The organism is Pseudoalteromonas sp. SANK 73390 (assembly GCF_054966645.1).
Window position 1 is genome coordinate 1 of the sequence record NZ_ARPN01000080.1, and the last position, 21,446, is coordinate 21,446.

Below are 21,446 nucleotides of genomic sequence, written 5' to 3' on the forward strand. Positions count from 1 at the left end.
CGCGTCCGTCGTTTAAGTATATTTTACATCTTAACTTAAACGATGCCTCCTAGATTAACCACTGAGAGGAAGTGGTGGACGCGGGACGTATCTTGAAAGAGTGAACCTTCGATAGCCTGTGTCTCGTTTCTCTTTTATTTAACCACTTAGAGAAAAGTGGCGGACGCGGGAGGATTCGAACCTCCGACCGCCTGGTTCGTAGCCAGGTACTCTATCCAGCTGAGCTACGCGTCCGTATTTAAGTATGTTTTTCATCGCTACTTAACCGATTAACAAGATACCATTTAATTAAAAATGGCGGAGAAGGAGGGATTCGAACCCTCGATAGGGCTACAAACCCTATACTCCCTTAGCAGGGGAGCGCCTTCAGCCACTCGGCCACCTCTCCGTCTTGTGGATGCGTATAATAAAGACTTGAGAAAATAAGTCAAACACTTTTATGGCAAAAATGGTTTGTATGCTCAGAGAATGTTCAGCTTATAAGTCATTTAAGTTACAGCGTTTAACTTTTCAACGCTTCAAGGCTAAAAATAGCGCAAAGTAAAAGAAATGCACAAAAAAGCCGCTCAATGAGCGGCTTTTTATCAAACATCAAATTAGTCTGCTTGAGGGCGCATATGCGGAAACAAGATAACATCTTTAATGGTTGGAGAGTCGGTAAAAAGCATAACCAAGCGGTCAATGCCAATCCCTTCACCTGCCGTTGGCGGTAAGCCATATTCAAGTGCTTGAATGTAGTCATCATCAAAATGCATTGCTTCATCGTCACCGGCATCTTTTTCTTCAACCTGACGAGCAAAACGTGCCGCTTGATCTTCTGCATCATTTAGCTCTGAGAAGCCATTGGCTAGCTCACGACCACCTACGAAGAACTCAAAACGATCAGTAATAAATGAATTATCATCGTTACGACGCGCTAGAGGCGATACTTCCCAAGGGTATTCAGTGATGAAAGTTGGTTGAATAAGTTTATGCTCAGCCACTTCTTCAAAAATTTCACATAGAAATTTACCCGGACCCCACACACAGTTTTCAGGTGTTTTGACATGCACTTGTTTCGCAAACGCTTTTAACTCATCAAAGTGGTTCTCTGGGTCTTTAAAGATTTGCGCTTGCGCTTTGGCATCTTCACTGTGTTCAATAATGGCATCAGCCATTGATAAACGGGTAAATGCTTTACCAAAATCATATTCAACAGTATCAACTACTTCGCCTTCGGCATTTTTAGTGGTATTTACAATCGTCGTCGTGCCCAATACGTCTTGTGCTACTGTGCGCAGCATATCTTCGGTTAGATTCATCAAGTCATTGTAATCTGCGTAAGCTTGGTAGAATTCAATCATCGTGAATTCAGGATTGTGACGCGTTGATAACCCTTCATTTCGGAAGTTGCGGTTAATTTCAAACACACGGTCAAAACCACCGACCACTAAGCGTTTAAGGTAAAGCTCAGGTGCAATACGCAAATACATATCAATATCTAACGCATTGTGGTGCGTTACAAAAGGACGAGCCGTTGCACCACCTGGAATAACCTGAAGCATCGGCGTTTCTACTTCCATAAAATCACGTTCAGCTAAAAAGCGACGAATACCTTCAATCACTTTTGAACGAATACGGAATGTTTCACGCGTGTCCATGTTGGTAATTAAATCAACATAACGCTGGCGATATTTTGCTTCTTGGTCAGTTAAACCATGGAATTTTTCAGGTAAGGGGCGTAATGATTTGGTCAGTAGCTCATACTCAACCATATCTACATACAAGTCGCCTTTACCTGACTTGTGTACAGGCCCTTTTACACCAATGATGTCACCAATATCTAGTTGACCATACTTCGCTTTTAAATCTTTTTGAACATCTTTTGAAGCATATGCCTGAATACGACCTTTCATATCTTGTAATACTAGGAAAGGTCCACGTTTAGCAAGCACTCGACCAGCAACCGCAGCTTGGCTGTCTAATTCAACCAGCTCTTCTTTAGATTTATCACCAAGCTTAGCCTGAAGATCAGCCGTATAATCTTCACGACGGAAGCTGTTAGGGTGGCCATTGGCACTGCAATTCTCGCGAATCGCATCCAACTTGGTACGACGCTCAGCAATGAGTTTATTTTCGTCTTGGATTTGATCTGTCATTTGTTAGCTCTTAGTTTAGCTTGTTGATTAAATGCCTGATTTCAGGCTAGCTTCGATAAATTTGTCTAAGTCACCATCTAATACGGCTTGCGTGTTACGGTTTTCAACACCGGTACGTAAGTCTTTAATACGTGAGTCATCCAAAACGTATGAACGAATTTGGCTGCCCCAACCAATATCAGATTTGGCATCTTCTTGTGTCTGCTTTTCAGCATTTTGCGCTTGCATTTCAAGTTCAAATAACTTGGCTTTTAACTGCTTCATTGCTTGCGCTTTGTTCTTGTGCTGCGAACGCTCGTTCTGGCACTGTACCACTGTGTTGGTGGGAACGTGTGTAATACGAACGGCCGACTCGGTGGTGTTTACGTGCTGACCACCCGCTCCCGATGCTCGATAAACATCTATTCGTAAATCAGATGGGTTAATATCAATTTCAATATTGTCGTCTACTTCAGGATAAACAAATGCAGACGCAAATGAAGTATGACGACGACCACTTGAGTCAAACGGGCTTTTACGTACCAAACGGTGTACGCCTGTTTCTGTACGTAGCCAGCCATAGGCATACTCACCCACAAAACGTACTGTTGCACCTTTGATGCCAGCCACGTCGCCATCAGTGGCCTCTACTAATTCAACTTTAAAGCCTTTAGCCTCGCCCCAACGTAAATACATACGTAGTAGCATGTTGCACCAGTCTTGTGCTTCAGTACCACCTGAACCCGACTGTAAATCTAAATATGCATCGTTGTCATCGTGAGGACCTGAAAACATTCGGCGAAACTCAAGCTTTTCAAGTGCTGCTAATAATGTTTCTAGTTCTTGTTGTGCTTCATCAAAAGTATCTTGATCTTGTGCTTCAACCGCAAGCTCAACAAGTCCTTCAACATCATCAGTGCCCGCAACAAGCTCGTCGATTGTTTCCACAACCACTTCTAGCGCTGACTTTTCACGGCCAAGTGCTTGCGCTCTTTCTGGCTCGTTCCACACTGCTGAGTCTTCAAGCTCCGCGTTAACCTCTTCTAAACGCTCTTGTTTATGAGCGTAGTCAAAGGTACCCCCGAAGCAGCTCAGTACGTTCGCGAATGTCCTTGATTTGATTAATCACAGGATTCACTTCAAACATGCACATTACTCCAAAAAACGATTGATTTTCTATGGCGACTAGCAAAGTAAAACCCCACGCTACAACCCGCCTAGTATTAAACGCGCAATAGTAGCAAAATTTGTTCGTCCTATAAATGTCTTTATGCGGTTACAGCACTGATTTCTCGCACTATCAGCTGTAATGAAAACTTGCCTCTGAATTCATTAATATCTAATTGGTAGGCAACTTGTGCACAAACAGCTTGTGTATTGGGCCACGCTCTTACATCTACATTAAATGCAATGGCATCCACCAGCTTACCAGATGGGTGTTTGAGCACTAGTTTTAGATGCTTTTCGCCTACAATACGCTGCTGTACCAGTTCAAAATCACCAAAAAAAACAGGCTCAGGAAAATGCTGTCCCCAAGGGCCTGCTTGTTGTAATAACCGAGCAAAATCCATGGTAAAGCAATCAGCGGGCAGCGTACCATCCGTCAAAAGCACACTTTGTTTGTGTTCTTCTGATAAGTTTTGACTAACAGTTTGTACAAATACTTTTTTAAACTCTTCAAAGTTTACTTCCATGATAGTAAGTCCTGCCGCCATTGCATGACCACCAAATTTTTCAATTAAGTTAGGGTATAAGGTATTTAGAGACTCAAGTAAATCTCTAATGTGTACCCCTTCAATTGAACGGCAAGAACCTTTAATTTCACCATTATCACCTCGGGCAAAAACAACCGTAGGACGGTGATATTGCTCTTTCAGGCGGCCAGCCAAAATACCAATGACACCTTGATGCCAATCATGTTGATATAAACACACTGCATCCGGTACACTTTGGCTGCTCAGCACTAAGCGCTCTAACACCGCTTGCGCTTCTTGTTGCATACCTTGTTCAATTTCTCGCCGTTCATGATTCAAACTATCTAGTTCACTGGCAATTCTGCGCGCCTGATTAGCATCTTTTGATAACAAACACGCGATGCCTAAGCTCATGTCATCAAGTCGACCCGCTGCGTTTAGGCGAGGTGCCAAAGAAAACCCAAAATCACTGGCTGTGAGCCTAGTAGCATTGCGATTGGCAACCTCTATCAAAGCCTCAATACCGGGACGTGTATGACCACTGCGAATGCGTGCAAGCCCCTGATACACCAAAGTTCGGTTGTTTGCATCTAATGCCACCACATCTGCCACCGTACCCAATGCAACGACATCAAGTAAAGAGGCTAAGTTTGGCTCTGATTGTCCTAAGTTAGCAAAGTGATTTTGTTCTCTCAGTGTATGGCGCAGTGCAATCAGCAAATAAAACGCCACACCAACCCCAGCAATCGACTTTGAGGGAAACTGGCAAGCATGTTGGTTAGGATTTACTATCGCATCGGCATTAGGTAGATGCTCGCCTTGTAAGTGATGATCCGTCACAATAACGTCAATACCCGCTTGCTTTACAATTTCAATTCCCGCAATACAAGAAATTCCATTATCAACGGTGATCACAAGTTCCGGCTTTATTTGCACGATTTGCTCTGCAAGTGCGGGACTTAAACCATACCCAAGACTGAATCTATCTGGCACCAAATAGTCCACATTCTGATAACCAAATTGTGCTAACCCTTCCATTAATACAGTGGTGCTAGTTGCCCCATCAGCATCAAAGTCACCCACAATTAATATGTTCGATTGTGCATACAACGCTGATTGCAAAATATCGCAGGCTTTTTCGATGTCTTTGAATAAACGAAAATCGAGCAATGTGCTGGCACGATTATCTAACTCTTCTGCTGACTGCACACCGCGGCTAGCATAAATCTGCCTTATAACTGGGTGTAAATGACTTGGCAGGTGACTATCGTCAACATGCTGGCGAGCTTTAATATGGGTATTCATGAACAACTCAACTTTAAATTAAAGACAATAAAAAAGGCCTTACGGCCTTTTTATAATGCCTGTATTATACTCTCAATTACGATTTTTTTCCTTCAGCATTGAGCATCTTTGATAACTCAGCTGCAGGCTGGTAACCCGGGATCAAAGTACCGTCATCAAGAATAATCGCTGGAGTGCCTGATAAACCAAAGCTTTGTCCAAGTTGGTAATGTTCTGCCACCGGCGCACTGCAATTTTCCACTTTAGCGACATCTTGCCCTGCTTTAGCATCTGTTAATGCTTGCGCTGCGTCTTTTGCACACCACACATTACGTAAATCTTCATAGCCTGAACCTCTAAGTCCACCACGCGGATATGCCAAGTATTTAACCGTGATCCCAGCTGATAAGTATTCATCTAGCTCTCGGTGTAATTTACGGCAATACCCACAAGTAATATCTGTAAATACGGTAATTTGGTGTTTTTCGTTTTCTGCTTTATACACAATCATTGAGTCTTGATATTCTGCAACACCTTCTTTACGTACGCCACTGAGTGCATTTTCAGTGATGTTTGTGCGAGTTTCCAAATCAATCATATTGCCCTGCATAAGATATTTGCCATCGGGACTGGCATATAAAACACCTTTATCAGTCAGTACTGTTTTTAAACCAGCAATTGGGCTATCTTCAACACTAGATACCGTTACACCCAATTTCGCAAAACTTTCTGCAATTGGTTCAATGGCCATAGGCGCCATAATACTAGAAGTCGTTGACGTTACTTCCGTCTCTGGTGCTGCATTAGCAAATGCCGAGAAACTACAGGCTACTGCCACTGAAAACATTAATTTTTTCATATCTATCTCTTAAAGTTATTATCTTATTTCCCCAGTAGACCGGAAATTTTCAATAAAATTCCATCAAGCTCTAGGGTGATGCTGCTGATGTAAACTTTTTAATCGCTCACTCGCAACATGCGTATAAATCTGTGTGGTCGACAAGTCGCTATGTCCCAACATCATCTGTACGACTCGTAAATCTGCGCCATGATTCAACAAATGTGTTGCAAAAGCATGACGTAATGTATGTGGAGATAATGGCGACATCACTTGAGCCAAAATAGCATAGTGTTTAATACGATGCCAAAAAGTTTGCCGGGTCATTCCCGTGCCGCGTTTTGATGGAAACACAAAATCGGTGGCATGTTTGACCATGTCAGGTCGCCCAACCTTTAAAAACTGTTCAATATAATGCAATGCTTCTTCACCCATAGGCACAAGCCGCTCTTTACCCCCTTTACCTTTTACTAGCACCACAGCCTGTCGCAAATTGATTTGCTCCATCCGCAAACCAACTAACTCAGTAACTCGCAATCCCGTGGCATATAACAGTTCTAACATGGCTTTATCTCTAAGCCCCATTGCATCTTCCAAGTTTGGGGCATCAAGTAACGCTTCAACTTCTTGCTCTGTTAGCGTTTTAGGTAATGACTGCGTTATTTTAGGTTGTGCAATATTTAACAGTGGTGTGCTCGCAATTCGTTTTTCTCTGACAAAGAATAAATAAAAACGCTTTAAAGCACTAATTGCTCTCGCTGTGCTGCGTGCTTTTAAACCCAAATCATGACGATGTGCCAAATAAGATTCAATCAGCTCGCTTTGCACTTCTAACAATGTTTGCTTAGATGTTTGTTGAATAAACCGCGCAAATTTTTCCAAGTCACTGCGATAAGCAGACAAGGTATTCTCGCTCAAGCCTTGTTCAAGATATAACGAGTCCAAAAATACTTCAATATATTGAGCATTATCACTGCTTAAGGGGATGTTAGGGTGTAGTTCGCTCACAGGCTTCCTGTATCAATTTGCTGCATCATAAGGTAGACTTCGCGCCTATCATATCAGTCAATCAATAAGTGATAAATAGCATGCAAATAGGGTTATTTTACGGTTCAACGACTTGCTATACCGAAATGGCAGCGGAGAAAATCAAAGATATTATCGGTGATGATATCGTTTCATTACACAATATTAAAGATGAACCGCTCACTAATGCCCAGCAATATGACTTTTTGATTTTTGGTATTTCCACTTGGGACTTTGGCGAGTTGCAAGAAGATTGGGAATCACGCTGGGATGATATTGACGGCGTAAATTTAGCAGGTAAAACCATTGCTTTATTTGGTATGGGTGATCAACAAGGCTACGGACAATGGTTTCAAGATGCTTTGGGCATGTTGCACGATAAAATTGCCCCACAAGACGTGCAATTTTTAGGGTATTGGCCTAATACAACAGACTATGAATTTGAGGCTTCTAAAGCCCTCACTGACGATAAAAAGCACTTTGTCGGCCTTGCCCTTGATGAAGATAGCCAATATGAAAAAAGCGATGAACGTATTGCCACTTGGATCACGCAAATAATGACTGAATATAGCGACACGTTATAACTGCTCATGTGCTTTATACCCAAGAAACTTCACGTAGCCATTTTTGCATGTGCGGATAACCAAGTTGTGGGTCTAACATTTCCCATGCACCTAGCAACGGAAAACCAAACCCTGTATTGTTTGAAAACGCGTTGATTAGACTCTGGCTCTGACCTTTGTAACCATGTGGATGAAAAACAACATCTAGTGGCAACCCAATATATTCAATGGCTGCCACCGACCATGCAATGGCCGCCATTTCTTCCCCATGCATCCAATCTTTATTGCGGCCACTTTGATAGACATTATCACTGAGTAAATGCCGCTCGGTGGGTTCACAAACAGCAACATGCCCAGCTTCATGTAAAATATCCCCTGGATATAACAGCTTTTGGGTGTCTACCTGTAATATTCCCTTCTCTAATCTAAGCCCAGGTAAAAACGTATGTTGCTCTATTTTGCATAACTCCATTGGCAACTTAATGTACTGTAAAAACTCTAAAATTTCTGCCGTATTCGCCTGCATGCGCTTCCCTTTAATTAATTCTGCTTCACTCATTTATATCATTATTAAATAGATTAATACGTCAAGCACTCTGTAATGCAGTGTAATTTGCTTTTAGGTGATTGTGACTATACTTCAAATAATCAGTTTACTGGTATGCAAGGAAGCTTGTTTATAACCTACCCTAATGGTCCTTTATAGCAGCTGTCTAGCCTCTTGCACTTAATGCAACCAGTAACTGCTGTTTTTAATCTACTTAGGGGCAAATCATGAAGTACATCAACCAAACCAATATAAAATGGCAAAAATATCTCTCAATTTTTGCCTATAGCTTAATTCTAGTACTACCCGCTCATCAAGCAGTCAGTAAACCAACACACAGCAGCACACAATGTACTGCACCTGCAAATTGGTTTACAGGTGATCCCGGTATTCCCTCAGAAGTGCCTAATAATGGTGATACTTTTTGTGATTTCTATCACTTTACTTGGCAATCTTTTATCAGCTTAATGTCGACCTATAAGAACACACCAACCAATCCAGAAAATAACGCTCAGAATCGTAATTTTTCCAACACACAATATTACCCACTGTATGAGTTAAACGCCGATGGAACGCCTGCTAATTCATGTGATGGGCAAATCAGCGGCATCACATTAAAAAATGCACTGGCAAAAGGAGATAGCTTCATCCATGGTGAAGCAGGAGGCGGTGACGTCATTTTCGATCAAGCAGGTAATATCGCTTACTATGATATGCGTTTTAGTCGTAATATGTGTGATGATGCACAAAGCATTAAAGATAGTACCAATTTCCCAGGTGGCACCACAGAGCTTAAAACAGCTTGGAAAGTACTGACTCAATCAGACAACACAGCTGATTATTTAGTCTGGAAAAACCCAATAGGTACACCTAACAACACTACCCTTGGTTTAATTGGGTTTCATTTTGCAATCGCCACACCCGATCATCCAGAATTTATTTGGGCTACGTTTGAGCACAATAAAAACGCCCCTGATTGCGACAAACCCAGCACCAACAAAGGTTGGTCATTTATCAGTGAATCTTGCTCAACAGCACTGCAAACAGGCAACAACAAATCCATCGCTAAATGCATAAATCAGGCAAAACCAAATGATGAACTCACAGGTGTACCCACCGAAATCTGTCGTGTATACCCTTATGGTACTGACGCGAGCGACTCAAATGCCAAGGAGAATGTGAGTGATATTGTTGCTATGAATCAAAGTGTACATAGTCAGCTTGACGGTGCAATGAGCGTGTTTAAAAATTATTTTAACGTCGGTGCTATTTGGGTTCATGATATCAACGATGACTCCAGCGTAAATGGCGATGTTACCAACCAACGCGGATCACTGCGTTTAGCCAATACCGTTGCCGAAACAACTTTTCAATGGGTAGATACAAACTCAAAAACTAACGGCGGGTTTGCTTCTAATTGCTTTGGCTGTCACAGCTATGCTGGTGAGAAAACCAACAAAAACAAAAATACCACATCAGGGCAACTCAGCCATATTTTCAACAATATCGTAGTTGGTACGGGAAACTGCGTTGATGTTCAGGCTGGACCAATTGAAAGCCAACAAGGCGCGGTTAAAAAATGTAGTAGCAACGCTCAACCTAAAGGAGTGTGCCCAAACTTAGGCTTAACTTGGAACGGTCAATGGACAACAACCAAAGATGGTGAAATGTCAGTCTGTGGATGTTGTCAATGACCTAACATCTTAGTCTCTGAGCCATTTCGATTTGCGTAATGGCTCCTTTGCATTTTGAGTGGATGCTGCATTATGAAAATACTGTTCTACCCGCAATACCCCGATAAAGAATATTACTCTATCACCCATATCATCAATAGCATGCACTACCATGTTACCAGAGACTTAACCTCTCACTTCGATATTGCGTTTCTTTGGCAAGACAATACTCACGTTAGCTGTCCTGTCGATTTAGTAAATACATGTCGTCACCAAACAATCATCAATCAACACTGTATTGATATTAGTAAAGTAAAAGTTGAGCTATTACACATTGACGTATTTGGTTATGGCTGTTTTGTAGATCCATTGACACATCAAGGGCTATGCGTTGAAAAACCGAATGATAATGGAGTGAAAGGGGGACATGTGATCAGCGCACCCATTACTCGCAAACATAAAGACAATGTTTATCAAGCACTCATTGACTCAACTATTGACGAGTATCAGCAAGAGTTTCGTGTGCCCATTATTTTTGGTGAAATACCCATCGTTTACTTAATACGGCAAGTGCCGGCAACACAAAAACTTGATAACAGAGCGCAGCTTCCCCCTAAACTCATCGCTACTAACACCGTGTTTAGCGCTCAAGAGCAGCAAAACATCCTTAAGTTCTGTACGTTAATCGGTTTAGATTTTGGTGAATTAGACATTGTAAGGTGCAGGCATAGCCAAAGGCTTTATATTCTCGATGCCAATAAAACCCCCGCAGGCTACGGTATGCTGAACTACTTTTTATGGCAAAACCAAGACAAAAAAGCCGCGCTAGCTACTTTATCTGTTACTTTTGATGGTGCGGTAAAAAAATTTATTAATAATCAACCTACACCCCGCTCTGCTTTTTTGGAGTCACCTACTCATGAATAGACCCTATTGTCTCGCCACAGTTACCTGCGATAACTTCGCTACGGGCACTGAGGTTTTACTGTATAGCTTTTTAAAATATAACGCTTGGTTTAACGGCGACATTGTGATTTTTATTGATAAGCTCAGCTCTTCTAACCAAACAAAGTTAAGTGCACATTACCCAGTCAAATTTATAAAACGTACCAACCAAGTAGAGCAAGCTATCACGAGGTTACGCGCGCATTTACCACAACTGCGTAGCGACTTGCATTTACGCTTACTCTCCATAGAAACTTTGCGCCTAGCGCAATACGAAAAAGTGGTTTTCTTAGACAGCGACGGTATGTGTTGTAAAGATATGCATGATGTATTTTTGAATACGACTGAATTTGTAGCCGCACGAGATGGTTTTGCTTATGAGCATCAAGCCAACAAGTTACTAGAAAAAAGTGATTACCCGCTATTGCAGATCCCCAATAGCTATGGACAAAGTAATTTCACTAGCACTTTTAATTCTGGCTTTATGGCCATCAACAACACCTATCTTAATAAAATACATTATGAGGGCGTCGTTAAGCTCATTGACGACATCGCACTGTGGCGAGACTTTGGCCTAAAAGGATTTACGGATCAAATGCTTTTAAATATATATTTTAAAGACAAAGTAACACTCGTTGACGGCCGTTATAACTTTATGCCATTTATTGAGCAATACATTCATACATTAGACAAAGTAACAGTGTTAGATGCTAAATTTATTCACTTTGCAGGGCTCATTAAGCCTTGGTTTAATTACAATGAACAAGAAATACTTGAGCTAGCCCCTCATTACCTTAAATATATACAGCTGTGGCGGGATATATGGAAAGAATGCACCTTAGCTGATGACCCACAATTTGCAGCGCGCAGTATTACCCAACAATATCATTGGACGGAACAGCATGGAGCAAGTAAACCTGTCAGCATCCATAAGTTGTCTGTTTGACAATAAAAATCATGATAAAAAAGGAGTGCATCGCACTCCTTTACATACATAACAATGTACTTATTTGCTTTGTGTTGCCATATACTTTTGTGCCGCTGCACTTAAACTCGGGCCTGACTGGTCAAACGGATCGGCTTCGAAACCGCCCTTACTTTCTAAGTTCTTGGTAGAGATTAAAAAACTAAAAATACTGCTCGTCGTCCCATCTGCGTTTTTATATTTAGATTGCCCATGGCAGCCCATACAACCCCCCATCACAATCGAGTTTTGCTGCGCGTGACTAACTCCCGGTACGACTAAGTTTGGTACATTCTGGATATTCTCAGCTGAGGCACCTGATCTGGGGTTTGGAAAGCAGAAAAACTTCGTTTTCTTCGCATTATTATCTTTATCCACAGGAGGTAACTGATCACACTTAGCATTTTTAGACGTTTGATATATAGGCCCTGGTGCGCCACCTTTAAATAGCTGTATGCCTGGCTGACTACTTTCTATCACGTTATTCGCCAAGAAAAAGTCTTGTGTTAACGGGTTAGCTTGCTGTGCAACACTACCATCTTCATTTGCAGGCAGTGGCTGCACGCCTTTCAACTGGTAGTATTGCCACACTGAGTTCGTAAACTGTCCAGATTGCGCCATTGCATTTTTAACTTCTTGATTCACACTCATCACCGCTTTAGTAATGGTTGGCGGTTGTAATACCTTAATTGGGCCAGCTGACGTAGGCGTTAGCTGTGTAAAGCTACCATTAATAAATTCATAGCCATTTTGCGCAGTAATATCACCTTGTTGAGGCAGTGGCAGCTGTACAAGATTAGTGCCTGTATTAACAATAACATGTGGGGTCGATGAGACAGTGCCTTGATAACTCATTTGATTATAGGTTGTGTAATAATATAACCCCGTATCAGCGCCATTAGGCTTTTTCAGATTATCAATATGCTCAAAGGTAGAAAACACGAAAGACTCATAATTTTCCATTTTCCGGATAATATGCAGGCCAATTAGCCCAAAAGTAGCCACATGAGCTTCAGCCTCCTCATTTTCTCCCTTGTAATACAAAGCCTCAGCAGTGTGATAACGCCCTGATTGAGCCAAATCATCGCTTAGTACCCGCCATGCTGCTTTTATCTCGATGGTTTCATTGGGCAAGTCAAAACTGGCAAGCGCCTTACCCGGTGTTACATTCAATTCTTTAATATAGTCATATTCTGTTTGATTTACTTTAGCCTCAAATAAAATTTCATAATCATCTGCGGGGTTTTGTGAGGGCGTACTGCCATTTTTTGGAAAGAAAATTTTATTTTGCCCAATCTGAGAATTTTCATCTAAGTTGTTAAACCTTGCTTGGCTTGAAGGCACCGTTAAATTGGTAAATGCATATTCAGGCAATAATGTCGGAAAATCACCACTGGCCTTTGCATTTTTTGGAAATAATTCAGAGCGATGTGCATAGCTTTCCCAAACCAGAATATTATTACTGAAGTTATCCGTTGAGCTCTTACCTGCGTGATAAAAACGTGGATTACCTGATGTTACAAAGTTTTCAGTCGGGTTTACACTGCCTCTAACAATAGGAGAAATACCACTTTGCGTTGCGCTGGCTTTTTTAGCTGGTGAATTTAAATAAATAAACTGACGCCAAGCAAAACGCGCAAATTCTTCGTGGCTAATTGGGTTATTTAGTTGATACTCTGGTGGTGGTGCAGGCAACTGTGCTGGGGTTGCTGTTAAATCAGTTGGTGTTATGACAGTTCCACCGGGAAAGCTTTGTGCTACTGAGAAGCCACTGATAACCAGTGCGCCAGACAATATCACATAAGATATTAGCTTAGATAAGCTTTTTACTTGCGTATTCATATTCAGTTCCTTGTTATCGTAACGGTTACCTAACCCTGAGTATTAAACCATTGCAGTGATAGGCTAGTATCATTGTAATCTTGCTCTGAACCACCTTGGTCGTCAGTGGCAAATAATGTACCGCCACCATAGACAATGCCATTTAAGTCAAATTCGACCGTGCTCGCTGCAATCAAAGACGTTTGGCTACCACTATTTTTAAACTGAATTTGATACCCTGCTTGCATGGTAAACTTGCCATTTCCATTTGCGAATAAGTTAACGCTAGTGCCCTCCCCGGTGATAGGGAAAGTATGCGATTGACCATCAAAGGTGTGAAATGTGATTGGCATTCCTTGGGCATCAATAATTTGTACCTGCTGCGTAAATTGCGCTTGATGCGTAGCACAAAAAACAACGAGCTTACCTGCTGGAATTGCCAGTGTTTGTGGGGCTGACCAATTAGACATGTTAATTTCCTCTTCAACAATGCGATTGAATGAACATTGTGCTCATTTTGGTATCAATAAGCGTCTGTTGTTTGCTTATTGTGTTTACAGGCACAGCGCTACACTTTTTATCACGCTGACTTCGCATGTATTCCTTTTGAAAACTTGCGCTACTGATAGTCATAAAGCACTGAGCGCATATCTCCAGATTTTTTAATTTGAATTAATGTTTGTTGCTGCCATGCATAAATGCCTTGGCAAGGATGAATAAATGGCTGTTTCAGTACATTGCTATAACCACCCATATATTGAAATACAATGAAATCCCCTGCCTGCACCCCGCCTTGCACATTGGTACATATCACATCTTTTTCTATGCAAGTGTTACCCACAATATCGAATACTTCATTCACATCATTTAATGGCTCATTATTGGGACAGCGAATAATCTGGATGGGTAGCGACTCACCTTGCCATTTGTGATTCACGTTGTGATTACTGCCATTGATGAGGACCAGCGTTCGACCACCACACTTTTTCACCTCAAGTACGGGGGCTACAAACACCATACAATTTGCCACCAGCGCAGTACCTGGCTCAAGTAATAATAAGGGCGGTGTTGATGATTGTGATGGTGGATACTGTGTATTCATCACTGAGCAAATAACTTCAGCATATTGCTCAATACTCACCGTGCCATTTTCATATTGAGCAGCTAAAGAGGTAGGCATTTGTCCAAAAAATCCTCCGCCCACATTTATAAAGTTAGGGTAACGATGTTCAAAGAAGGTCAAACTGGCTTTCGCAAGCCCTTTAATACGCGACTCAAAAGAGCTCAGACTGCGCGATGAGTTAGAGTAATGGCTATGAAAACCAATTATGTCACAGTTTTTTACTGTATTTTGCCACTGCCGCAACTTGTCGAAATTGGCTTCATCACTTTCAATTCCAAAGCGAGAATAACCGCCTTCAGCAATAGGGTAAGATAGGCGAATACCGATTTTAAACTGACGTTCGCCATAACGCTCACAAATACTTTTCACCATATCTAACAAATACCAAGCATCAACATTAAAGCAGGCACCATCTAACAATACGGCCTCAACAAACTGCTGATTATGTACCGGGCCATTGACAATCACTTGAGATGGTAGGTAACCCACTTCTTTCGTGGCTATCTCATACTCCATTTGCGATACCACTTCAGCAAAACAACCCAGCTCTTTGAGGTGTTTGCAAAGTGCAGGGGTATAATTAGTTTTAAATGAATAGGCGACTTGGCAAGATTCATACAACTGTGTAAAACAAGTACGTAAGGTGTGATAGTTCAACGTCACTTTGTCTAAATCTAGCAAGTAAAACGCATTATCTTCAATCTTTGCAATATCTTGTAACTGTGAATAATTTAGTTGCTCTAGCCTATTTGGAGAACTTGAAAAATCAGCAACAGATATACCTGCATATTCCCTATACGACGTCATCGTTCGCCCCTTAAATTAAATACCTTTGTGTGGCTTGTTGCCATAACCCTTGTGCTTTGAGTAGTGCAACCAAAACTTCACGAACAGCACCGTGCCCACCATTTGCATTGGTTATCCAATGGGCAGCTTCTTTAGCTTCAGGGGTTGCATCTGCTGGACATACCGCCACACCAACCAAACGCATTATGGGAATATCCATTAAATCATCACCCATATACAAACATTGCTCTGCGCTCAGTTGATAGGTCTCTAACAATCGCGTAAATGCATTCAACTTTACAATTTCACCAAAGTAGCATGGCGCCATACCCAACTCGTCAGCATGCTCTGTATTCGCGGGGTCTGCACGACCAGAAATAATCCCAACAGGTAGCCCTTCCCTGATTGTCATACGTATCAGGTGGTCATCTTGAGAGTGGAAAAATTTGACTCTTTGCTCAGCTTGGTACCCGACAAGCCCATTAGTCATAACCCCATCAACATCAAGTATGACCATCCGAATTTTCTTTGCATTTTCAATATTCATACAGCCTCAATTAATTATCTATGCTTGTCAGTTGCGCCTGAATTGACGGTGTACTTTGATGTAACAACTCTTGGTAATTAGTCACAACCTTGCGCAAGTCTTTGGGTGTTTGTTTACGACTTTGCGCCATTAAAGGTAACTCACGCATAGCAAGAAACTGTAATATCGCCATTTGCTGCGAAGCAGTCTTTAGTGCTTCATACTCTGCTTCACACCAAGTTTGTCCTGAGGAGCTCAATATGCTGCGAATATGTTGGTAGTAAGCATGATTAAAGGTTATATCTGACTCAAGATGCTCAAGCTCCACCTTAACCTGACAACGTGTAGCAGGTGGCAAAGCACTATACTCTTCCCATACACCACTTTGCTGCGCTATCAACTTTGAAACATGCACCTTAAGCTGATTGTTGCGAACCAAGAGTATTTTTTTTACCCGCTTATCTGATAACACATGCTCAAATACCCGCTCGTTTTGACAATGTGTCATTTTAAAGCCGACAGCTTTGTGCTCTAAACTGCTTTGCCAAAGTCGCTTAAGACACTCTAAAGGTTGCTTATCTCGGTGCTCCAAACTATCAGCCAAACGAAAATGGCTGCCTCGTAAAGATAATGCGTAAAAAAGGCCATTTGGATTGTAAATTTCGTGATGACACAAAATATCAGGGTGAGAGTGCAGCATGCTAGCAAGCATATTACTGCCACTACGAGGCGCAGCTAAAATCACGAAACGAGCAGGGTTATCGCTACACATAAGCTGGCTCTAAAACTTTTTGCATCATTGAGCGCAGACTATTAACAGTCGCGAGCGATTTGGGGTCAACCAAATAAATAGCACCATCATAAGAGGCTGCAGCCAAATACTCACCATGGCGCACAACTGCACTAATGCCATTTTTTGCAATCGTATTTCGTTGTATCTCGCCATTACTAAGGTCGACTTTTAAAAGTTCCCCCCAGTAATTTGTGACAATGACAATCTCTGAGCTCAGAAATAACATACTCTTTGGCGAGCGTTGCCCTAAATGAATACAGTGGTATAGCTTGCCATCTTCAATGCCGTGCACCTTCAAAATAAAGTCGCGCCCCGCACTTGCAACAAATTGTCCACAAGGGTCTATCGCAACGTCATCAATAATAGCTGTATGCCCCAAATAACGCTGGAGAATATTACCTGCAAAATCCCAACTAACTAATGCCCCTTCAGCACAACAACTCACGCCTAGCGCCTTAGTTGGGTGAAGCGCTAAAGCTTTCACTGCATTATCATGGGCCGTAATTTTATTAATTTGTCTACCATCACTGGCTAAGTGGGCAATTTTGCCACTGTAGCAAGCCACGAATAAGTCACCTTCAAACCCGTCATGCTGTGCTGTCACAATAGTATTGATGGGCCCTTCATTTAAAGTGACACAGGCTTGCTCATGCAGCGCCTGCTGGGTACGCTCAAATAAATACAAGCTTTGATTGTGTGCCCCCGTGATCACTTTTTGCATTTGCGGACAAAAGTGAACCGCATTCATCAAAACCCGCCCTGTTTGAGGCGCATACTGAATATGCCACTGTGCTTGGTCTATGCTCAGTGATCCAATTCGAACAATACCGTCATCGCTGACTGCCACAATTGACTCATCTCCTTTAGAGGAAACATCATTAAAGCAAGCATTGCCCCGTGCATGGTTTGCTCCTAGGTGGTGTGTGCATTTCCCTGTGTGTACATCCCAAACAAATACTGTGCCATCAAAGCTGCCTGCCAGCACACTCTGACCATCTGACGACCAATTAAAAGAGCGCTCCCATAGCGTGCTTTTACTTTCTAGTTGCTGACGCTGCGAAAAGTTTTGATTATCCCAAATCAAAATACGCTGATCATAAGCAGCCGATAGAATATCGCCATTAACGGGTGAAACCGCTACTTTTTTAATGGCAGAGCTATGACCCGCTAACTGGGCTACAAGTGCATGGGTAGTCAGATCAAAAACACGTACTAAGCCGTCATCACAGCCAAGCACTAATCGGTGATTTAATTCATCAATCGCACAGCTATCAGTTTCCGTAGTAAATGGGCCTATCTTGGCAAGTTGATCACCCGTTTCAATATCCCATACACGCAATGTCATATCATCTCCAGATGTATACAACTTGCCGTCAAAATAATTAATTGACAGCACATCTTTTTGATGACCCAAGATGACGCGCTGTATCGCACCTGTCTGTAAATCCCAAACAATAATTCGCCAATCTCTAGACACTGAAGCACCTAAGTGCTCATCAATAAAAACAAAATCTTCTACATCATCTGCATGGCCTTTAAGTACCATTTTTAAGCTTTTGTCTTTTAAGTTCCATAAATACACGTTGTAATCAGATGAGGTACTTGCTGCGATAGTGCCTGCTTTATTGACTGTGACTCGATTTACTAAATGTTCGTGGTAGCCTAGTAGCTCAACTTCCTCAGTATCTATATCAAACAAAGCTATAGCACTGTCGTACCCTGAAGTAATAATTTTACTACTGTCGCCCACTTGAACAGCGCAAGTAACTGGACCACGATGATGTAAAAAAGTATCAGACACTTTCATAACGCATTCCTTTTCTAAAATTGAATATCTAAGCAAGACAATTGCTGGGGATTAAGCTCACCCCCTGTTTGTTTTTGAAATAGCCGGTTATAAGCTAATGCCGTTAACCCATTTACAGCACAGTTATGATGGTCAGCTCCATTAACTCGGCACTCGCCTGCAGCAGTTGCCAAAGCATTCACCCAGTCGCCGTAAATGCAGTGGCGTTGTTCAGCACTAAAGTGCCAATGGCTATAAATAGTAAAGAAAGCGTTGCTCCACCAAATGTAACTATTGCCCGACATTGTGATTTCATCGAAAAGTACCTGTTTATTTTGCAATAGATCCACATGTATAAAACGATGCTCTAGCGCGCTAAACTTTTGCCACATTTTTTTGAAATTATCGGCTCCGCCCCAACGGGTTAGCTCTGCTTGCCAAAGCCGCTCAAGATCCTGCCAGTCAATATTAGTTGTATTGGTGTTGTGCCATAGTTGATAAAAGGTGTGGGGTTCTGGAAACTGTTGAAATATCTGTTTAACAAATGCTGTAAAGTCTTCACCATTCCAGTGCTCAACAATATATTGACGCACAGCTAAAGCCTGTTTGCTGTAATCAAATAACACAACTTTACTACTTGCGTGAAAACCATGCGCAGCTAAAATACGATAGGCTTTAAACCCTGCAGCTACACTAAATACCGTATCAAGCGGTTGCCCTTTTACTTCATTATCAACGTCATCATATGATTCAATATTTAATAAAAACACGCCTTTTTTTGCGCTTTGGATTTGCTTTTGAGCACGATTTAAAAAAGTTTGCTGTGTTGCGGCTAAATTAGGCTCACCTGTAAAAGCGGTATTGATGTTACGCAAACGCGCGGCAAAAGCTTGATTACTCTGCGATACATTTAGATCAAAGCGGTTGTAATTGATGTCTTCTGAGAACGCTCTAACAACAAGTTGATGTTGGTAACTACTCAGAATAAATTGCCACCCCCGAATGTCACAAGGCTGAGTTTTTTTCTGCCATAAAGTCTGTACACTCAACGACTGCGCAGGGCTTGCACAGAGTACCTCCCTTGGTTGCCAATCAATCTCACCAAACGAAGGCTGGCCCAACTTTTTATATTGAGATAAGTTAATCAGCATACAGCTTGTTTCAATGCCCAACGTATTGTTTTCAGAACAATACAGCTGCCCTGCAATCAAAAAGTCATTGTAATCACACAGTTTTTGTATACTTTGATGGAAACCTTGACGATGCCAGTGTGGTAAATACCACTGCTCATCTATCACATGTCCTACTGACTGAATAAGGCAATACTGTGCGTTTTTGGCTATTGCCATAATCAATAGCTGCTCTATATCCGACGCCTCAACTATTTCTTTGCGATATCCATAGCGTGAAAACGCGATTGTGAACTCTCTGAGTTTCGTTTGAAATTCATCTAGCTGCTCACCATCGGGGGTCAACAAACCAAAAATGAGCTTACTCATATGCAAGCTCCTGTACGGCTTTTATTTCACAGCTTAATTTAGGTTGGGTAACACTTAGCAAAATACCATCACCAAAAGCTTGCGCTTCTATTTGGTCAGGATAAATACCTTTTAATACCTCTGTGGCAATATTTACAGCAAGACAAATCGACGATGTTCTGACATAAATAGTAATAAGATCAAATAGTCGTTGCTCTATAAACGATTTAATTAACGTCACCCCACCTTCAACTAACATACTACTGACTTTATTTTTGCTAAGTTGCGCCAATGGCAATGCTAACTGATGGCTGTGGGTATTTATTTGTATCAAATGCTTCGCAGTCGCATTACTTGGCTGACCCACTAAAAAAGTCGAGCGCTGTATATTTGGCTGATCTATATCTAGCCCTCTTAATAGAGCCGATTTTTTACCCGAGAAAATAACTCTATCAGGCTGACGCAGAGGCTTTCGGCCAAGCACTTCCTCTCGTACTGTCAACTTTGGATTATCGTTAAGCCACGTATTTGCACCAACGGCTATCGCATCATATTTTTGTCTCAGTTCATGTACGCGTTGCCAATCAGCACTACAAGATACAGGCAACGCATCGCCATTAGAGCAGCTAGTATTAGCATTGCCATCAATCGCAAAGTTAATATGCACAAAAGGCCTATCATTTGCGACTATTTCACAATTTTGAGGCTGTAAATGATAATACCCCAGCATATGTCCCATTTGACGTCGCTTGGTATCTAAATAACTAATCGCGTGTGACGTTGGATCACTGGGTACTGGCACCCTGCCTGACACTTTAACCCCAAGCTCCTCTAGTTGTTTGATCTTGACAGGGTTATTAGTCAAAAGGCGAACTGACGATAACTTATGCAACTGCAATATCTGCGCTGCATCGTCATAAGTTCTGGCGTCAATTGGTAAGTTAAGTAAGGTGTTTGCTTCTATCGTATCATAGCCCTGCTCTTGCAATGCATAGGCTTTGATCTTGTTACTTAGCCCTATTCCTCGGCCCTCCTGAGGTAGGTAAATAACCATGCCTTGATGGCGCTCTATGTAAGCAAGCGCAAAGTCTAACTGCTGCTTACAATCACACTTCAACGACCCCAATGTCTCAGCAGTAAAACATGCAGAGTGCATTCTAACGGGTAAATCACGGCGACCTTCCAACTCACCTTTGCATATTGCAGTAATCTCTTCGCCTTTATCGTTACGATAAATCTTTACATCGAACGAGCCTAATTGAGTTGGTAACGTCGTGCTAGCAGTTAAAATCATAACGCTTACTCCTTTAATCTACCCATCAGCAACTTGCACACAGCCATGGGGTGCTCTGACAGTCCCGACACTTAAATTAGGATTGCGAAACACTTTTTTAACAATGAACTTTGACTTTAGTTCAAAGTAATAGAAAATAAATTACAGCCGCTTACAGGGCGCGATGACACCTGTATTAATGGCATTGT

Annotated in this window: 18 protein-coding genes and 2 tRNA genes; 4 read left to right on the forward strand and 16 right to left on the reverse strand. The window is 41.8% G+C overall.

Annotated features, from left to right (window positions below; all coding sequences use genetic code 11):
• Positions 1-157 precede the first annotated feature (157 nt).
• The 7 genes from SANK73390_RS10545 to xerD form a co-directional block, all read right to left on the reverse strand.
• A tRNA-Arg gene (locus SANK73390_RS10545) sits at positions 158-234 on the reverse strand.
• Positions 235-295: 61 nt separating this feature from the next.
• Positions 296-388, reverse strand: a tRNA-Ser gene (locus tag SANK73390_RS10550).
• A 208-nt stretch (positions 389-596) separates the two neighbouring features.
• Entirely contained in the window at positions 597-2,138 is a 1,542-nt protein-coding gene (lysS, locus tag SANK73390_RS10555; RefSeq protein ID WP_462765996.1) for a lysine--tRNA ligase, read from the reverse strand.
• Between the two features lie 27 nt (positions 2,139-2,165).
• A protein-coding gene (gene prfB, locus SANK73390_RS10560; protein ID WP_462765997.1) for a peptide chain release factor 2 occupies positions 2,166-3,264 on the reverse strand; the annotation gives its coding sequence in 2 pieces (ribosomal slippage) (positions 2,166-3,188 and positions 3,190-3,264; 1,098 coding nt in all).
• 121 nt (positions 3,265-3,385) lie between these two features.
• Positions 3,386-5,116, reverse strand: a complete 1,731-nt coding sequence (gene recJ, locus SANK73390_RS10565) for a single-stranded-DNA-specific exonuclease RecJ (RefSeq protein ID WP_462765998.1) — start codon at positions 5,114-5,116, stop codon at positions 3,386-3,388.
• 76 nt (positions 5,117-5,192) lie between these two features.
• Positions 5,193-5,954 carry a bifunctional protein-disulfide isomerase/oxidoreductase DsbC gene (gene dsbC, locus SANK73390_RS10570; protein ID WP_462765999.1) on the reverse strand — a complete coding sequence of 254 codons (762 nt, stop codon included), beginning with the start codon at positions 5,952-5,954 and terminating at the stop codon, positions 5,193-5,195.
• 63 nt (positions 5,955-6,017) lie between these two features.
• Positions 6,018-6,941, reverse strand: a complete 924-nt coding sequence (gene xerD, locus SANK73390_RS10575) for a site-specific tyrosine recombinase XerD (protein ID WP_462766000.1) — start codon at positions 6,939-6,941, stop codon at positions 6,018-6,020.
• Positions 6,942-7,021: 80 nt separating this feature from the next.
• On the opposite strand from xerD, the gene fldB reads away from it, so the two are divergent.
• Positions 7,022-7,543: a flavodoxin FldB gene (gene fldB / locus SANK73390_RS10580; RefSeq protein ID WP_462766001.1), complete on the forward strand. Its 522-nt coding sequence runs from the start codon at positions 7,022-7,024 to the stop codon at positions 7,541-7,543.
• A gap of 13 nt (positions 7,544-7,556) precedes the next feature.
• On the opposite strand, the gene SANK73390_RS10585 is transcribed toward fldB, so the two are convergent.
• Positions 7,557-8,081: a hypothetical protein gene (locus SANK73390_RS10585; RefSeq protein WP_462766002.1), complete on the reverse strand. Its 525-nt coding sequence runs from the start codon at positions 8,079-8,081 to the stop codon at positions 7,557-7,559.
• 215 nt (positions 8,082-8,296) lie between these two features.
• Here SANK73390_RS10585 and SANK73390_RS10590 point away from each other — a divergent pair, with 215 nt between their 5' ends.
• The 3 genes from SANK73390_RS10590 to SANK73390_RS10600 all read left to right on the forward strand — a co-directional run bounded on the left by SANK73390_RS10590 (position 8,297) and on the right by SANK73390_RS10600 (position 11,633).
• Positions 8,297-9,763, forward strand: coding sequence for a mannan-binding protein (locus SANK73390_RS10590; RefSeq protein WP_462766003.1), 1,467 nt, complete (start codon positions 8,297-8,299; stop codon positions 9,761-9,763).
• A gap of 72 nt (positions 9,764-9,835) precedes the next feature.
• Positions 9,836-10,669 carry a hypothetical protein gene (locus SANK73390_RS10595; protein ID WP_462766004.1) on the forward strand — a complete coding sequence of 278 codons (834 nt, stop codon included), beginning with the start codon at positions 9,836-9,838 and terminating at the stop codon, positions 10,667-10,669.
• Positions 10,662-11,633, forward strand: a complete 972-nt coding sequence (locus tag SANK73390_RS10600) for a glycosyltransferase family 8 protein (RefSeq protein ID WP_462766005.1) — start codon at positions 10,662-10,664, stop codon at positions 11,631-11,633. The genes SANK73390_RS10595 and SANK73390_RS10600 overlap by 8 nt, the downstream gene beginning before the upstream one ends.
• A 60-nt stretch (positions 11,634-11,693) precedes the next feature.
• On the opposite strand, the gene SANK73390_RS10605 is transcribed toward SANK73390_RS10600, so the two are convergent.
• From SANK73390_RS10605 to ribA, 8 genes are all read right to left on the reverse strand, one after another.
• Complete coding sequence (locus tag SANK73390_RS10605) at positions 11,694-13,493, reverse strand: hypothetical protein (RefSeq protein WP_462766006.1); 1,800 nt, start codon at positions 13,491-13,493, stop codon at positions 11,694-11,696.
• A 29-nt stretch (positions 13,494-13,522) separates the two neighbouring features.
• Positions 13,523-13,942 carry a hypothetical protein gene (locus tag SANK73390_RS10610; RefSeq protein ID WP_462766007.1) on the reverse strand — a complete coding sequence of 140 codons (420 nt, stop codon included), beginning with the start codon at positions 13,940-13,942 and terminating at the stop codon, positions 13,523-13,525.
• Positions 13,943-14,091: 149 nt separating this feature from the next.
• Entirely contained in the window at positions 14,092-15,402 is a 1,311-nt protein-coding gene (locus tag SANK73390_RS10615; protein WP_462766008.1) for a type III PLP-dependent enzyme domain-containing protein, read from the reverse strand.
• A 10-nt stretch (positions 15,403-15,412) separates the two neighbouring features.
• Positions 15,413-15,928, reverse strand: coding sequence for a KdsC family phosphatase (locus SANK73390_RS10620; RefSeq protein WP_462766009.1), 516 nt, complete (start codon positions 15,926-15,928; stop codon positions 15,413-15,415).
• Positions 15,929-15,938: 10 nt separating this feature from the next.
• A complete protein-coding gene (locus SANK73390_RS10625; protein ID WP_462766010.1) occupies positions 15,939-16,679 on the reverse strand; it encodes a hypothetical protein in 741 nt (246 codons plus the stop codon).
• Positions 16,672-18,507 carry a WD40 repeat domain-containing protein gene (locus tag SANK73390_RS10630; protein WP_462766011.1) on the reverse strand — a complete coding sequence of 612 codons (1,836 nt, stop codon included), beginning with the start codon at positions 18,505-18,507 and terminating at the stop codon, positions 16,672-16,674. The genes SANK73390_RS10625 and SANK73390_RS10630 overlap by 8 nt, the downstream gene beginning before the upstream one ends.
• Positions 18,508-18,521: 14 nt before the next feature.
• Positions 18,522-19,985 carry a hypothetical protein gene (locus SANK73390_RS10635; RefSeq protein ID WP_462766012.1) on the reverse strand — a complete coding sequence of 488 codons (1,464 nt, stop codon included), beginning with the start codon at positions 19,983-19,985 and terminating at the stop codon, positions 18,522-18,524.
• Complete coding sequence (ribA, locus tag SANK73390_RS10640) at positions 19,978-21,258, reverse strand: GTP cyclohydrolase II RibA (protein WP_462766013.1); 1,281 nt, start codon at positions 21,256-21,258, stop codon at positions 19,978-19,980. The genes SANK73390_RS10635 and ribA overlap by 8 nt, the downstream gene beginning before the upstream one ends.
• Between the last annotated feature and the right edge of the window lie 188 nt (positions 21,259-21,446).